The 16133-nt window shown below is 61.6% G+C and carries 10 protein-coding genes; all 10 read left to right on the top strand.

Going from position 1 to position 16133, the window contains the following annotated elements:
• Window positions 1-10 precede the first annotated feature (10 nt).
• The 10 genes from ACQ4WS_RS07690 (at window position 11) to ACQ4WS_RS07645 (ending at window position 16068) form a co-directional block, all read left to right on the top strand.
• A complete protein-coding gene (locus ACQ4WS_RS07690) occupies window positions 11-448 on the top strand; it encodes a CopD family protein (RefSeq protein ID WP_282408301.1) in 438 nt (145 codons plus the stop codon).
• Between the two features lie 10 nt (window positions 449-458).
• The gene (locus tag ACQ4WS_RS07685) at window positions 459-1070 is read left to right on the top strand and encodes a 2-hydroxychromene-2-carboxylate isomerase (protein WP_436475092.1); all 612 of its coding nucleotides are present in this window, start codon (window positions 459-461) and stop codon (window positions 1068-1070) included.
• 101 nt (window positions 1071-1171) lie between these two features.
• Window positions 1172-2374 (top strand): THUMP domain-containing class I SAM-dependent RNA methyltransferase, encoded by a 1203-nt coding sequence (locus ACQ4WS_RS07680; RefSeq protein WP_436475090.1) that lies wholly within the window; start codon window positions 1172-1174, stop codon window positions 2372-2374.
• 151 nt (window positions 2375-2525) lie between these two features.
• Window positions 2526-3806, top strand: coding sequence for a multidrug effflux MFS transporter (locus ACQ4WS_RS07675; RefSeq protein ID WP_436475089.1), 1281 nt, complete (start codon window positions 2526-2528; stop codon window positions 3804-3806).
• A gap of 203 nt (window positions 3807-4009) precedes the next feature.
• The gene (locus tag ACQ4WS_RS07670) at window positions 4010-6163 is read left to right on the top strand and encodes an HDOD domain-containing protein (protein WP_436475087.1); all 2154 of its coding nucleotides are present in this window, start codon (window positions 4010-4012) and stop codon (window positions 6161-6163) included.
• Window positions 6163-8373, top strand: coding sequence for an EAL domain-containing response regulator (locus ACQ4WS_RS07665; RefSeq protein ID WP_436475085.1), 2211 nt, complete (start codon window positions 6163-6165; stop codon window positions 8371-8373). Before ACQ4WS_RS07670 ends, ACQ4WS_RS07665 begins: the two co-directional genes overlap by 1 nt.
• Window positions 8374-8375: 2 nt before the next feature.
• Complete coding sequence (locus tag ACQ4WS_RS07660; protein WP_436475260.1) at window positions 8376-9965, top strand: SEL1-like repeat protein; 1590 nt, start codon at window positions 8376-8378, stop codon at window positions 9963-9965.
• Between the two features lie 181 nt (window positions 9966-10146).
• A complete protein-coding gene (locus ACQ4WS_RS07655) occupies window positions 10147-10851 on the top strand; it encodes a DUF4197 domain-containing protein (RefSeq protein WP_436475083.1) in 705 nt (234 codons plus the stop codon).
• Between the two features lie 358 nt (window positions 10852-11209).
• The gene (locus ACQ4WS_RS07650) at window positions 11210-14134 is read left to right on the top strand and encodes a YjbH domain-containing protein (RefSeq protein ID WP_436475082.1); all 2925 of its coding nucleotides are present in this window, start codon (window positions 11210-11212) and stop codon (window positions 14132-14134) included.
• The gene (locus ACQ4WS_RS07645) at window positions 14044-16068 is read left to right on the top strand and encodes an SLBB domain-containing protein (RefSeq protein ID WP_436475080.1); all 2025 of its coding nucleotides are present in this window, start codon (window positions 14044-14046) and stop codon (window positions 16066-16068) included. Before ACQ4WS_RS07650 ends, ACQ4WS_RS07645 begins: the two co-directional genes overlap by 91 nt.
• Window positions 16069-16133: the final 65 nt, after the last annotated feature.

Genomic DNA, 16133 nt, shown 5'->3' with positions numbered 1-16133 from the left:
AATAATTCCCATGCTCTTTCTCTGGACCAAAGCCTTCCACATCATCTTCGTCATGTCCTGGTTTGCCGGCCTGTTTTATTTGCCGCGCATCTTCGTGAACCTGGCGATGGAGACGGAAACGGTCGCCACCGAGCGCCTGCTGCTGATGGCGCGCAAGCTGTACCGTTTCATGTCCCTGCTGGCGCTGCCGGCGATGGTGCTGGGGCTGGCGTTGATGTGGATGCTGTACGGTGGGGGCGAAGGCCGCATGAAGATGCCGGGATGGATGCACGCCAAGCTGACGTTCGTGGTGCTGCTGCTCGGCTATCACCACGCCTGCGGCTCCATCCTGCGCAAGTTTGAAAAAGGTCTCAACAAGCGCAGCCACACCTGGTTCCGCTGGTTTAATGAAGTGCCGGTGGTGATGCTGCTGGTCGTCGTCGTGCTGGTCGTGGTCAAGCCTTTCTAAGGGAGTCGAGATGAGTGCAAGTCAGAGCAAAGTCGTGCAGTACTTCTTCGCGCCCCACTCGCCATGGACTTACCTGGGTCACGCGCGCCTGCTGGCCATCGCCGCGAAGACGGGCGCGCAGATCGACGTGCGCCCCTTCGATCTGGGCAAGGTCTTCAGCGTCTCGGGCGGCCTGCCGCTGGCCAAGCGCGCACCGCAGCGCCAGGCGTATCGCCTGGCCGAACTGGCGCGCTGGTCGGCCTTTTTGCAAGTGCCATTGACCTTGCAGCCGAAGTTCTTCCCCGTGTCGCCGGAAGCCTCGGCCAAGCTGATCATCGCCACGCGCCTGGCGCACGGCGTGGAAGCATCCTTGAACCTGGCGCACGCCATCATGCGCGGCCTGTGGGCCGAGGAGCGCAACATCGGCGACGAGGAAACCCTGGTGCAGATCGCGCTCGATGCCGGTTTCGATGGCCGCCAGCTGCTGAAAACGTCGGAAACGGCCAGCGTGCAGGCCGAATACGACGCCAATACGGAGGCGGCCACCGCCGCCAGCGTCTTCGGTTCGCCGTGGTACATCGTCGATGGCGAAGGGTACTGGGGCCAGGACCGCCTCGATTTTGTCGAGCGGGCGCTGGAGTAGTAAGTTTAATTTTTAATGCCGGGGTCAGACCCGGCGGGTCTGACCCCAGTTTTTGCTTGTGGGTTTTAGTAAATTGTTTTTCAACGGATAAAAGGTACACCATGGCTTCATATTTTTGCCCATGCCCGCGCGGCATGGAAGCGGCGCTGGCCGAGGAACTGGGCGAGATCGCCCAGGATAGTTCGACCATGAAGGTCCATAACCAGGTACCGGGCGGCGTACACTGCTCGGGCGACCTGCTCGATTCCTACCGCATCAACCTGCATTCGCGCATCGCTTCGCGCGTGCTGATGCGCATGGCCCATTCCGGCTACAAGACGGAAAACGATATTTATGACCTGACCCTGGCGCAATCCTGGGAAGACTGGTTCGGCGTGCACCACACGATCCGCGTCGACGTCACTGCCGTCAAATCGCCGCTGCGCAGCCTGGAATTCACGACCTTGAAAATCAAGGATGCGATCTGCGACCGCTTCCGCGACCAGTTCAACGAGCGACCATCGGTCAACACCAAGACGCCGGACATGCGCATCGTCGGCTTCCTCGACGCACACACGTTTACCGTCTACCTCGACACCTCGGGCGAAGCGTTGTTCAAGCGCGGCTGGCGTGAAGAGACGGGCGACGCGCCGCTGCGCGAAAACCTGGCCGCCGGCCTGCTGCGCGTATCGGGCTGGAAGCCCGGCATGGTGCTGTTCGACCCGATGTGCGGTTCCGGCACCATCCTGGCCGAAGCGGCGCAGATGCTGCAGGGGATTCCGCCGGGCGCCTCGCGCCAGTTCGCGTTTGAAAACTTCCACGACTTCGATCCGGCACCGTGGAATGCCATGAAAAACGCCATCAAGGTCAATCCGCTGCCGGCTGAACCGACCATTTTCGGCAGCGACATCTCGGGCGACATGGTCGCCATGACGCGCCATAACCTGCGTTGCGCCGGCGTGCGTTTCGACGTGCCCTTGAAACAGATCGAGGCGCAGGAAGTCAAGCCGCCTAGCGACGTATCGGGCATCATGCTGACCAACCCGCCGTACGGCGAGCGTATCGGCGTGCGCGGCGACAGCACCATCCCGGAAGATGAACTGTCGACCTCCTTCTATTCGGCCATGGGCACGACCCTGAAGCAGCGCTTCGCCGGCTGGACCGTGTTCCTGTTTACGGCAGACCTGGGCTTGCCCAAGCTGCTGCGCCTGAAGGAAGCGCGCAAGACGCCATTCTTCAACGGCGCGCTGGAATGCCGTTTGTTCCGCTTTGACATGGTCGCGGGGTACAACCGCCGCGAAGAAGCCAAGCCTAAAAATATCTGATTAAACCTACTGCGCGTCGTGACTTGCGGCCTGCGGTGCTCACCGTACTAAAGTACGGTTGCGCTCTCGGCCACAATTCACTTCCGCTCGCTACGGTTTTCTCAGATATTTTGGCAGCTGAGAAAGCCGGATGTGTCACCCTGGATCCACCATGTTTCCCACCCCTCCGGCCGATGTGCCGCCCGACCCGGTTACCCCCGTTCCGCCTCCCACGCCGAGCCACATGGCGCCACTGAGCCGCGGTGCGCTGGCCATGATGCTGGCCGGGCTGTCGATGCTGGGTCCCCTGTCGATCGACACCTATCTGCCCGCGTTTGGCGCGATCCAGGGTTCCTTGCAGGCCTCGCCGCTGGAAGTGCAGCAGTCGCTGACGTTCTACATGCTGGCCTTTGCCGGCATGGTGCTGTGGCATGGCGCGATCTCGGATGCCTTCGGCCGGCGCAACGTCATTCTCGTGTCCTTGCTGATGTTTGCCATCGGCTCGCTCGGCTGCGCTTCGGCGCACACGGTGCACTATCTGTGGTTCTTCCGCATCATGCAGGGCGTCTCGGCCGGCGCCGGCGTGGTGATCAGCCGCGCCATCATCCGCGACCTGTATTCGGATGCGGCGGCGGCGCGCCTGCTGTCGCTGGTGACGATGATCTTTTCCATCGCCCCGGCCGTGGCGCCGATTCTGGGCGGCTGGATCGTCATCTGGTTCGACTGGCGTTCGATCTTCTTGTTCCTTGCCTTTTACACGGCGGTGCTGCTGGCGTTCTGCTACTGGCGCTTGCCCGAAACCCTGCCGTTGGAGAAGCGCCAGCCGTTCAATCCCCGTTTCCTGGCGTCGAGCTATGGCCAGATCCTGCGCTCGCCCCTGTTCCACATCAAGGCCGGCATCGTCGCCCTCAATTTCGCGGGCCTGTTCCTGTTCATCACGGCCGCACCGGAAATGCTGCCCAAGCAGCTGGGTCTGGGGCCATCGCAATTCGGCTGGCTGTTCATTCCCTGCGTGAGCGGCATCTTCATGGGCGCTGCGGCGGCCAACCGCATCGCCGGCAAGGTCACGTTCGCGCGCCAGATCGGCATCGGCTTTGCCTTCCTGCTGTGCGCCGCCAGCGTCAATGTCGTGTATCACCTGTTTCTGCCGCCATCCTTGCCCTGGTCGGTGCTGCCGCTGTTCTTCTACACTTTCGGCATGTCGCTGGTGGGGCCGGGCGCGACCCTGCTGGCGCTCGATCTGTTCCCGCATATCCGCGGCACGGTGGCCTCGTGCCAGTCGTTTGCCAGCACCATGCTGGGCGCCGTGGTGGCCGGCGTGATCTCGCCGCTGCTATCCGGTTCCGTGCTGTGGCTGGCCTCGGGACAGCTGGCGTTTACGGGCCTGGCGCTGGCCCTGTGGCTGATATCGCGGCGCTTCCGCCACCGTTTGCTGGGTTCCTTCAAGGCATAAGTTTCCATGGTAGAACGCTGGATTTATTTCAACTTAATTTTCTATATTGCAAGTAATATCCGGCGCTTATGATAAGATGACTTTTTCCCCGGCATCCTCTCAGGCAATAAATTTTTTGGTTACAGGAGTGGAGGATTCCTCTGAACGTGGCCGCGCTTCGCTGCTGAGCGCGCTTCCTTTTCGAACCGGCAATGCCTGATACGATGCATCAATCTGATCAAGATATTCGCAATCGCCTGCTGATTGCCCGCCTGCCGGCCATGCCGCAGATTCTCATCAAGCTGATCGCCCACCTGCAGGCCGACGAAGCCGGCATGCCGGAGCTGGCCGCCCTGATCGCCAAGGATGCCGGCATGACCAGCAAGATCCTCGGCGTGGCCAACAGCTCGGCCTACCATCGCCAGAGCAAGGTCGTCAGCCTGGAGCAATCGCTCGTCTCGCTGGGCACGGACATGATCAAGACCCTGGTCATCAGCGAGTCCGTCTTCCAGACCTTCAACAGCTTCCCCCATTCCGGCAGCACGGATTTGCGCGCCTTCTGGAAAAGTTCGCTATCGGCTGCCGTCATGGCGCGCGCACTGGCCAAGGCCATGGCCTATCCGCACGTCGAGGAAGCGTATCTGGCAGGCTTGCTGCACAACGTGGGCCGCCTGGCCTTGCTGGCCACGGCGCCGAAGGAATACGCGTTCAATTTCACGGCGCGCGACGATGCCGCCCTGTGCGCGGTGGAGCAGCGCACCTTGCAGATCACGCATGCCGAGGCGGGCGCCTGGCTGATCGAACGCTGGCATCTCGATTCCTTCCTGGCCGATAGCGTGCTGTATCACCATGAACCGTTGGCGCGCCTGGAAGCCAGTCATCCTTTGATCCGCATCGTGCGCCTGGCACACCTGCTGTGCTGTCATGCCGACGATGCGGAATCGATTGCCCAGGCGGCCCAGTTCTGCGCGCTGGAGGTGGAGGTACTGGAAAACCTGGCCGGCAGCGTGGCGCGCCAGGTGGAGCAGGCCGCACAACACCTGGGCATCGACTTGGCCGGCGCGGACGATATCGCCACGCCACCCGCGTACGCGCCGCCATCCGTCGATCCGGTGCAGCAGCGCCTGTCCGACGAAGTACGCAACATGGTGCTGGTGTCCGAAGTGGGTCAGACCTTCGCCCGCCAGCAGGGCGAGAGCAGCCTGCTCGAAGCCATCACGCGCTCGGCGCGCATCCTGTTCGATTTCGACACCGCCATCGTGTTGCTGCAAAACCCCACCGGACATGCCTTGATCGGCGTGGCGGCGGGAGAACATCAGCAGCGCCTGGCCGGCTTTTCGATCCCCCTGGCCAAGGGCGGGCCCCTGGCCGCTTCGGCGCTGGAGTGCCAGCTGGCGTTCCTGAAACGCGACATGCCGGTGCTGGGCATCGTCGAGGAGCAGCTGTTCCGCATTCTCGGCACCGACAGCCTGGTCTGCCTGCCTTTGGCGGCGGGCCAGCGCAGCCTCGGCGTGCTGATTGGCGGCGTGGCGGCATGGCAGATTCCCGCTTGCCAGAAGCGCGAGGGTTTCCTGCGCGCGTATGCCAACCAGGCCGCCAAGGCGCTGGAAACGGCCATCAGCGCGCGCGGACTGGCACGGCGCCAGCTCGATCACGTGGCCGAGGAATACCGCGCCGCGTCGCGCCGCGTCGTGCATGAAGTGAATAACCCGCTGTCCATCATCAAGAACTACCTGAGCGTGCTCGATCACAAGCTGGAGAAACAGGAACCGGTGACGGGCGAGATGGCTATCCTGAACGAGGAAATCGACCGCGTCGGCCACTTGATCAGCGGCCTGGCCGATTTGCAGCCGGTGGCGGCCAGCGGCGTGACCGATTGCGCGCGCGTGGTCGACGATGTGCTGCGATTGTTCCGCGCCACCGACTTCCTGCCGCCGAAGATCGAGGTGGTCACGCGCATGCAGGACGCGCCATGCGAGGTGGAGGCCGATGCCGACATGCTCAAGCAAATCCTGCTCAACCTACTGAAAAACGCCGTCGAAGCCCTGCCCGATGGCGGGCGCATCGAAGTGGCGAACCGTGGCCACGTCAACCGCGACCGCCGCCTGTACCTGGAACTGTGCGTCAGCGACAATGGCGCCGGCCTGGCGCCGGAGGTGCTGGCCCATCTGTTTTCCCCTGTGCGCAGCAGCAAGGCAGGGGCGCATCACGGCCTGGGCCTGTCCATCGTGCATGACCTGGTCACGCGCCTGCATGGCGTGATCGGTTGCCGCAGCAGCAAGTCCGGCACCTCGTTTGAAATTTTACTGCCCCTTCCCTTGCCGGCGAGCGCTGCAGCCGCGCTGCCCGCGCCCGGCAATACCGCCTTGTCTTCGTAATGTCCATGAACTCCTCCGCCATGCCGTTTGACCTGGAAAACAGCCCGCGCATCCTGCTGGTCGACGATGAACCCCGCCTGCTCGCTTCCCTCCACGAATTGCTGAAGGACCGCGGCTACCAGCTGTACACGGCCACCTGCGGCAGCGAGGCGCTGGCGCAGTTGTCGAAACTGCGCTTCGACCTGATCCTGCTCGACTTGCGCCTGCCCGACATGAGCGGGCATGAAATCATGGACCACATCAACCGGCGCGGCATCGAGGGCGATGTGATCGTCATGAGCGGCGACGTCGGCATCGAGGCGGCCATCGGCGCCCTGAAGCGTGGCGCCTACGATTACCTGCGCAAGCCCTACAGCCGCGAGGAGCTGCTCAAGACGGTGGAGAACGCGCTGCAAAAGCGCAAGCTGGCGCTGGAGAACGAGCGCATCGCGCTGCAGCTGGAAAACTCGGAAAAGATGTACCGCTACCTGGTCGACAGCTCGCCCGACATCATCTATACCCTGAACCACGAAGGCCGCATCACCTTCATCAACGACAGGGTGCAGCAGTTGCTGGGCTTTAGCCGCGAAGAGCTGATCGGCAGCCATTACTCCATCCTCGTGCACGATGAAGATCAGGAGCGGGCGCGCTATGCCTTCAATGAGCGCCGTCTCGACGAGCGCGCCTCGCGCAATGTGGAACTGCGCCTGAAGTGCCATAGCGGCAGCGGCAGCGACCGCACCTTCAACAATACGCTGATGACGATCCCGCTCAATTCGATCGGCATGCACAGCCACGATCACGAAGCGAAGAAGCAGGAATACTTCGGCACTTACGGCGTGGCGCGCGACATCACCGACCGCAAGCGCGCCGAGGAAGTCATCTCTTATCAGGCCTATCACGACATCCTGACAGACCTGCCGAACCGCATGCTGTTCAAGGATCGTCTGGGGCTGGCCGTGATCCAGGCGCGGCGCAAGCTGACGGAACTGGCCGTGATGTTCATCGACCTGGACCGCTTCAAGCTGGTCAACGATACCCTGGGCCATGTGAAGGGTGACGAGTTGCTGCAGCAGGTGGCGCTGCGCCTGAAGGATTGTTTGCGCCGCGGCGATACCCTGGCGCGCCAGGGCGGCGATGAATTCACCATCGTGCTGCCGGAACTGCGCGACCGCCAGGATGCGCGCCTGATCGCCGACAAATTCCTCGAATGCCTGCACCAGCCCTTCGACCTCGATGGCAACCAGGTGCATATTTCGGCCTCCATCGGCATCGCCATCTATCCGGGCGACGGCGAGACCATCGACGAGCTGCTGCGCCACGCCGACATCGCCATGTACCAGGTCAAGGCGCTGGGCAAGAACGGCCACAGTTTTTATCACGAGTCCATGCTCGACGTGTCGCACCAGAAGATCGCCCTCGAACAGAGCCTGCGCAAGGCGCTGGAGCTGAACCAGCTGGAGATGTATTACCAGCCGCAGGTGGACGTGATGACGGGCCGCATCGTCGGCGCCGAAGGCCTGATGCGCTGGAACCACCCGCAACGGGGCTTGCTGACGGCCGGCGAATTCCTGCCGTTTGCCGAGGAAAACGGCTTGATGCTGCCGATCTCGGACTGGATGCTGGGCGCCCTGTGCCGCGACCTGGTGCAGTGGAATGCGGCTGGCGGCGAAGCCGTGCGCCTGTCCCTGAATTTGTCGCCGCAATACCTGGACCGGGGCGACTTTTTCGAGAAGATGCGCGGCGCGCTGACGCGCTATGGCATCGCGCCGGAAAAGATCGAAGTGGAGATCACGGAAAACATCTGCATCCGCAACCCGCAATATGCGATCGAGCAGTTGAACAAGCTGTGCCAGCTGGGCGTGTCGGTGGCCATCGACGATTTTGGCACCGGCTACTCCTCGCTGTCGTACCTGCACCGCTTCCCCATCCACACGATCAAGATCGACCAGTCGTTTGTGAAGGAGATCCACGACGAGCACGGACACTATCCCGTCATCCTGGCCATCATCTCGATCGCGCGCGGCCTGGGTCTGCACCTGATTGCCGAAGGCGTGGAAACGGAAGGCCAGGCACGCTACCTGCAAGATAAGGGCTGCACCACGATGCAGGGCTATCTGTACCACCGGCCCATTTCGCTGGGCAGCTTTATCGGCGTGCTGCAGGAGCAGAACCGCTTGATCGCCGATGCCGCCCCCGCGCAGTCGCAGACGCTGGCCATCGAGGCTTGACCGTGCCGCTTGCCGCTCCCCGCTCCACGGCTGCTCATTCCACGGCCGCTCATTACACGGCTGATTACCTGCGCCTGAAAGGACTGGCCGAGAAGGGCAATGCGAACGCCCAGCACAGCCTGGGCTTCATGTATTTCAATGGCCAGGGAATAGAACAAAGCTATGCGCTGGCGCTGCACTGGTACGGCCTGGCTGCCGCGCAGGGACTCGAACATGCGCAATACAATCTGGGCGTGATGTGCCAGAAGGGGCAGGGCGTGGCGCAGGATTTTGCGCAGGCGGCGCACTGGTACCAGCTGGCGGCCGAGCAGGGTTACGCGGCGGCGCAATACAACCTGGGCTGGCTGTATGCCAAGGGCCAGGGCCTCGCGCAAGATAGCGGGCTAGCCATGCTGTGGTTCAGCCGTGCGGCGGAACAGGGCGATGCGGGCGCACAAAACAATCTGGGCATGATGTATGACAATGGCAAGGGCGTGCCGCAGGATTTCGTGCAAGCCATTTTCTGGTACCGCAAGGCGGCAGAACAGGGTTATGCAAGGGCGCAGTTCAACCTGGGCCTGCGTTATGACAATGGCCAGGGCGTGCGCCAGGACCGCCAGCAGGCGACCGCCTGGATGCGCAAGGCGGCCGAGCAGGGCTATGCGCCGGCCCAGTTCAATCTGGCATTGCGCTATGAAAATGGCGATGTGCTGCCGCAGGACAGCGGGCAAGCGATTGCCTGGTACCGGCGCGCGGCCGAGCAGGGCCACGCCAGTTCGCAGTTCAACCTGGGCCTGATCTACGACAATGGCCAGGGCGTGCCCTGCGATAAACAGGCGGCGTTAGAGTGGTACGTGAAGGCGGCCGGCCAGGGGCACGCGGCGGCCCAGCACAACCTGGGCCTGCACCATGAACATGGCGCGCAGGACTATACCCGGGCGCAAGTGTTCTACCGCCAGGCGGCAGGGCAGGGCTTTCCCGCCGCACAGTATCAGCTGGGACTGTTGCATGAGCACGGGCAGGGCGTGCCTGCCGATGCGCAGGAAGCCATCTTCTGGTACCGCAAGGCGGCCGACCAGGGACATGTGCGGGCACAGTTCGACCTGGGCCTGCGCTATGAACATGGTCAGGGCGTGCCACAGGATCTGGCGCTGGCACTGGAGTGGTACCGCCGCGCTGCCGAGCAGGATTACGCGCCGGCGCAATACATGCAGGGCGTGTTGCACGACCGCGACGATGGCCCTGCGCCCGACAGCCAGCTGGCCTGCGCCTGTTACTGCCGCGCCGCCGCGCAGGGCCACAGCCTGGCCCAGTTCGCGCTGGGCCTGCGGCATGACAATGGCCAGGACGTGCCGCAGGACTATGCTGCCGCCTGGGACTGGTATGCGCTGGCCGCGCGCCAGGGCCATGCGCGGGCACAAATGAATCTGGGCCTGATGGCGGCCAGCGGCCAGGGTAGCCCGCTCGATTTGCCGCAGGCCTACATTTGGCTGTCGATGGCGGTGTCGGCCGGCGTTGCCGGCGCAGAAAAATCCTTGCGCCAGACGGCGGCGCGCATGCGCGAGACGGATCTGGCGCGGGTGCGCGAACATCTGGCGGCGATAGCCGGCTAAGCCATGCCGCCGGCGTTAGCGTGCGCGGATACAACAGCAGCTACTGTATAGTCCTTTCCCTTCGCCATCTGTGGCGCCCCTTGTTTCCCCCAAAACGCTAAAATTGCTGCGGCATTTGCAGTTTTGATGTGCTAAGGTTCCAGAAATAGGTGGTCTGTCTATTCTTTAGAAAAGGAAAACCATGCGCCTGAACCCTTTCCCTGGCCGTCCCGCCGCCGTCCTGTGTGCGCTGGCGTTGCTGTCGTCCGGCGCAGGCGCCGCCAGTCCCCTCGATGCCCTCAGCAACCAGGATGCCAGCAATGGCTTGAAAGCGGCGCTGGAAGCCGGTTCGTCCGCCGCCGTTGCCAAGTTGGGTATAGAAAATGGCTTCCTGAACAACGACAAGGTCAAGATCAAGTTGCCCGGCATCCTGGAGCAAGCCAAACCCTTGCTGAAAATGACGGGCCGCGGCCAGCAACTGGACGACCTGGTGGTGGCGATGAACCGTGCCGCCGAGTCGGCCGTGCCCATGGCCAAGCCTTTGCTGCTCGACGCGGTCAAGTCGATGAGTGTGAGCGATGCGAAAAATATCCTGTCCGGTGGCGACAACTCGGTGACGGACTTTTTCCGCCAGAAAACATCCGCGCCGCTGGCCGTCAAATTCCTGCCCATCGTGAAATCCGTGACCAACCGTTCCGGCCTGGCCAGCAAATACAACAGCACCATGAGCCAGATCGGCAAGACGGGACTGGTGCCGCAGCAGCAATCGACGGTGGAAGGCTACGTTACCGACCGGGCGCTTGACGGCCTGTACCTGATGATCGGCGAGGAAGAAAAAGCCATCCGCAGTAATCCGCTCGCGTATGGCAGCAAGATTATCGGCAAAGTGTTTGGCAGTTTGAAGTGACGGTTTCAGCCTGCAGCAGGGCCGCAGGCGGCGATTGCGCCGCATGGACAAGTGTGGCGCAAGGGAAACAAGTTAAGCATTTGCTACAAGAAAACAATGTTAAAATTCTGTGACATACATTCGCTAGGCATGGTGAAGCAACGATCAATGCTAGGGAGTGCCCAGTTTTAGTGGCGAACTGACGCGTGGCATTGCGAGATGCCCGTCGGTTGGCCTTTTTTCGTTTCATTCACGTTCCCCCAAGCTCATTGATTTTCTGAATACATTCTCAGGAATTCCAGGTGCAGGATATTTTAGGTAGCCGGATTTGTTAAGCGTACTCAGAAAATCAATCAAATATACCTGGTGTGGCTGTCTGGTGCTTGGCGCGCCTTCGGTGATGGCCGCGACGCCGAATCACGGTGGTCAATCCGGCTATATCAATATGCCCAGCGCCGTGGTGGAAACGGACGGCACCTTCAGCGTGGGCTACAGCTACGACAGCCCGTATGGCCAGTTGTGGGCCACAGCGAATATCCTGCCTTTCCTGCAAATGACGGGACGTTATGTATCGATCACGGGCATTGCTGGTTTTACCAACGTGCCCGGTGAATATGGTAGTGGTTATGGCCGCTACAAGGATAAAGTCGTCGACGGTAAATTGCGCTTGTGGACGGAAACGGAGTGGATGCCGTCTGTTGCCGTCGGCATGACGGATCTGTTCGGTACTGAATTGTTCAAAGGGCAATATGTGGTTGCCACCAAGACCTTTGGCGCCAGCAAGAATATCGAAGCCAGCCTGGGCTATGCCCATAAACGCCCGGATGGCGTGTTTGCCGGCGCGCGCTGGACCCCGACTGCGCTGCCGCGCTGGTCGGTGGTGGCCGAATACGATACAACGAATTACTTGCGCGACTTCCGCGCCAGCGAAACGAATGCCGGCAAGCGCCGCAAGGGTGCTTCCGTGGGCCTGGAATACCGCTGGGGCTGGCTTGCCCTGCAAGCGGCACGCAGCCGCGACCAGTTCAGCCTGAACGCCTTTGTCAGCATTCCGTTTGGCGAACGCGAGTTCGTGCCGAAGGTATATGAACCAGCATATTTCGTCGACGACAAGAATCCGCCACCGCTGCCGAGCAAGGAAGAGTGGCACCGCGACGCCGTGTACGGCGCCGACCTGGTGAAGGCGCTGGTCAAGCAGGACTACAAGAATATCCGTGTCGAGCAGGAAGGCAATGTCCTCAGCCTGAGCCTGACCAACAGCCGTATCTCGAACATGGGCCGCGCCGTTGGCCGCGCTGCCCGCACGGCTGTCGCTTTCACGCCGAAGGGCGTGACGACCCTGCGCATCACGTATACCAAGCTGGACCAGCCAATCGCCACCTACGAATTCTTTGATTTACCCAAACTGAACGACTATTTGGCAGGCAAGATTGACCGCAAGGCGTTTCTCGATGTCGTGCTGCTGCGCTATCCAGAGAAAAACGACGTCATTCGGGACGATCAGCAAGGCTGGTTGCAGGAATTCCTCGACAAGCCGGCGCCCGCCGTTGCCGCAGCGCCTGCTCCCTCCATAGCACCTGCTGGCGCTGTGCCGGCTGCCGCCGTTTCCGCACCGGCTCCGACCATGGCCGCCAATGTCCTGAAGGATGATGGCAAGCTGGCCGTCGGTGTCGGCGTCGATGGCGACGTGGTGCAAATCAAATCGCTGGACCGGGAAGCGAACCGTTTCAAGATCGCGCCCAAGGTGGGTTTCTTCTTCAATGACCCGAGCGGCGCCTTCCGTTACTCGATCTCGGCGGTAGCGAATTACGACCGCCGCCTGGGCGACGGCCTGTATCTGAATAGCGCCGCCAGCCTGCAGTTGCTGGAAACGGTGTCTGGCGTCAAGCAACCGTCGAACAGCAACTTGCCGCATGTGCGTACCGATGTGGCGGAATACCTGCGCGGCGGGCGTTTCTCGCTGAGCCGCGTCTTGCTGAACAAATACAACAATCCCGCCGAGCGCGTGTATACCCGCATGTCGGCCGGCCTGTATGAAGACATGTACCGCGGCGTGGGTGGCCAGGTGCTGTATTTGCCGACGGATCGCCGCTGGGCCGCCGACGTGGCCGTTGATGCCTTGCAGCAGCGTGGTTTCAAGGGCTTGCTCGATTCGCGCGACTACAAGACGGTGACGGCGATCGGCTCCCTGCATTACCGCTTGCCGCACGACATTACCGTGACGGCACGCGCTGGCCGCTTCCTGGCCAAAGACACGGGCGTGCGCGTGGAATTCAAGCGCCGTTTCCAGTCCGGTATCGAAGTCGGCGCCTGGTACACGCATACGAATGGCAACGATATCACCAGCCCTGGCACGCCGTCGAAGCCTTACCAGGACCGTGGCATCTTCCTGTCCGTGCCGCTCAACAGCATGTTGCCGATGGACACGCAATCGACGGCCGGCTTTGCCATTGCGCCATGGACGCGCGACGTGGGCCAGATGGTGGCTTCCCCGGGCGACCTGTACGACATGTTTGAGCGCCCGCGCGCCGACATGCACAGCTACGATGGCCTGGGCAACTTTGCCGAGCGCCCGGACGAACAGCACCTGCCCGCCGTCAATCCGCCGGACCGGCCGTTTGTCAGCCCATGGCCCGCCATGCGCGCGCGCCTGGAGCAGTCCGCATCTGCCACGCCGAGCGCCCCCGAATGGCTCAAGGCAACAGCGGTGGTCGGCGGTGTGGTAGTGGCTTCCGCGCTGGCCGACAAACCGGTCGACCGTTTCGTCAAGAAGCACGAGGATTCCAAGGTCTACCGCAACTGGGACAAGCTGGGCAAGGCCATGCCGTATGCGGCAGTTGGCGCGGCGGCTGCAGCTTTCGCCCTGGGCGATGAGCGCATGCAAAATACGGGACTCATTTCCCTGCAATCGGTTGCCGCGGCAACAGGCCTGGCGGTGGTCGGCAAATATGCGATTGGCCGCGCCCGTCCAGAGGAAGACCTCGGAGCGTGGAGCCGCGTCGGCAGCGGCAGTTCTCGCTCGAATTCCTCCTTCCCTTCCGGGCATGCCGCGATCGGCTTTGCTGCCGTCACGCCATTTGCCAAGGAATACGATGCGCCATGGCTGTACAGCGTGGCCGCCGTGGGTTCCGCCGGCCGCGTGTTTGGCCGCAAGCACTGGGTCTCCGACACGGTCGCCGGCGGCATCCTGGGTTATGCCGTGGGCAGCTGGCTGTGGCACGCCCAGCGCGACCAGAGCAAATCGGGCCTGTCGATCAATCCCGGACCGAAAGAAATCAGCGTGACTTGGCAGGGCAAGTATTAAGCGCGTGGCGCCCCTTTACTCATACAACATCATTCATCCAGACAAAGACCAGCATGAAAAAGCAACTTCGTACTTCCCCGCCTTTCGTGAAACATCTCATTTTCTCGGCTTGCCTGATGGGAATGAGCCCCGCCTTTGCGCAGGACCTTGGAACAAGTGATACCCCCAAAATGCAATCGATGGAGACAGGCAGCGGCTTGCCGGCCATTCGCAGTGGCCGCAGTGAACAGCGCCAAGCGCAGAACCCGCCCGTCAGCCGTCCCGCCAAACGCGTCGTTGCCGAAGCCGGCGCATTCGAGGTCTATGCGGAAGGTGTAACAGGACAAAAGTTGAACATGTTCGGCAAGGATTTGTTCAGTGACGTGCCATCCACCTTCTCGCCCTTCGACGGCGCGCAAGTGAACCAGGATTATGTTATTGGCACGGGCGACGAGTTGCAGGTGCGCGGCTGGGGCATGGTCGATATCGACGTCAGCGCCACGGTCGACCGCAGCGGCGCGATCTTCATTCCGCGCGTCGGCTCCATCAAGGTCAGCGGCGTGCAGTACAAGGATCTGCAGGGCTACTTGAAGAAAGCCGTCGGCAAGATTTACACCAACTTTGAATTGACGGCCAGCATTGCCCAGACGCGCGCCGTGCAAGTGTATGTGGTCGGCCACGCCGTGCGTCCCGGCACCTATACCCTGAGCGCCATGAGCACGCTGCTGAACGCCCTGTTCACCTCGGGCGGCCCGGACGCCACGGGTAGCATGCGCAACATCCAATTGAAGCGTGGCGCCCAAACCGTCAGCAGCTTCGACTTGTACGATATGCTGGCCAAAGGCGACAAGAGCCGCGATGTGACCCTGCGTGATGGCGATGTCATCTACATTCCGGAAGTCGGTCCCCTGGTGGCCTTGACCGGGAACGTAAAACAGCCCGCTATTTTCGAATTGAAAGGCAATTCCAGCCTGGCCGATGTATTGAGCTGGGCCGGTGGCTTTGATTCGGCGGCGGAAACCAAGCAAGTCATCGTCGAGAAGAATGTCGACAATCAATACAAGACGATGGTGGAACTGATCGCCGACAAAACTGTCACCAGCAGCCAGTTGGCGAGTATCCCCGTGAAACCGACCGATGTGCTGCGCGTGTTTGCGCCGGGTGCCGTACCGGTGCAGGCCCAGATCCAGAATGAATACGTGCGTGTGGCCGGCGAAGCAAAGCAAAGCGGTATTTTCCTGTTGAAAAAAGGCGAAACGCTGCGCGAACTGATCGCCCGTGTCGGTGGCGCCAATGAAAACGGCTACCTGTACGCGACACAGTTGAACCGTGAATCGGTACGCCGCGCCCAGCAAATTAAATTGAACCAGGTGGCCGACCGTTTCGAGCGCGACCTGGAATCGAATGCAACTCAGCGTATGGCCGCCTCTGGCGACAAGGAAAATGCGGCAAAAACCGCCGCCGAGGTGGAGCAGCAGCGCCGTATCGTGCAGAAACTGCGCACCATCAAGGCCGAGGGCCGCATCGTGCTCGATTTGCCGGGCGTCGACACGCAAATCAAGAACTTACCCGACCTGCCCTTGCAGGATGGCGATACCATTCTGATCCCGCGCCGTCCAGGCACGGTGGATGTGCTTGGTTCGGTATTCCAGCAAAACGCCTTTGTCTACCGCCCACAGCGCACGGTGAGCGATTATGTCCAGCAAGCCGGTGGTCTGACCATCACTGCGGATAAATCCGAGATGTACGTGATACGCGCGGACGGTACGGCCCAGAGTGGGCAAAGTACTGGCTGGTTCAGTGGTATTGGCGGCACGGCATTGAATCCGGGTGATACCGTGGTGGTGCCGGAAAAAATCGATCGCAGCACGTTTATGCAGAGTTTGAAGGAATGGACATCGATCTTTTACCAGTTTGGTTTGGGTGCGGCGGGTCTGAAGGTCCTGCAGAATTGATACCACAGAATGACAATACGGGGTGGCGCATGGGCGTCGACCTTGTTTAGAGTTCAACCCACCTT

This window comes from Janthinobacterium leeuwenhoeki, from assembly GCF_051380795.1.
In the GTDB taxonomy this organism is placed as follows: domain Bacteria; phylum Pseudomonadota; class Gammaproteobacteria; order Burkholderiales; family Burkholderiaceae_D; genus Janthinobacterium.
The sequence above is the reverse complement of the archived record's forward strand: the minus strand, read 5'-3'. Positions and strand labels throughout refer to the sequence as shown.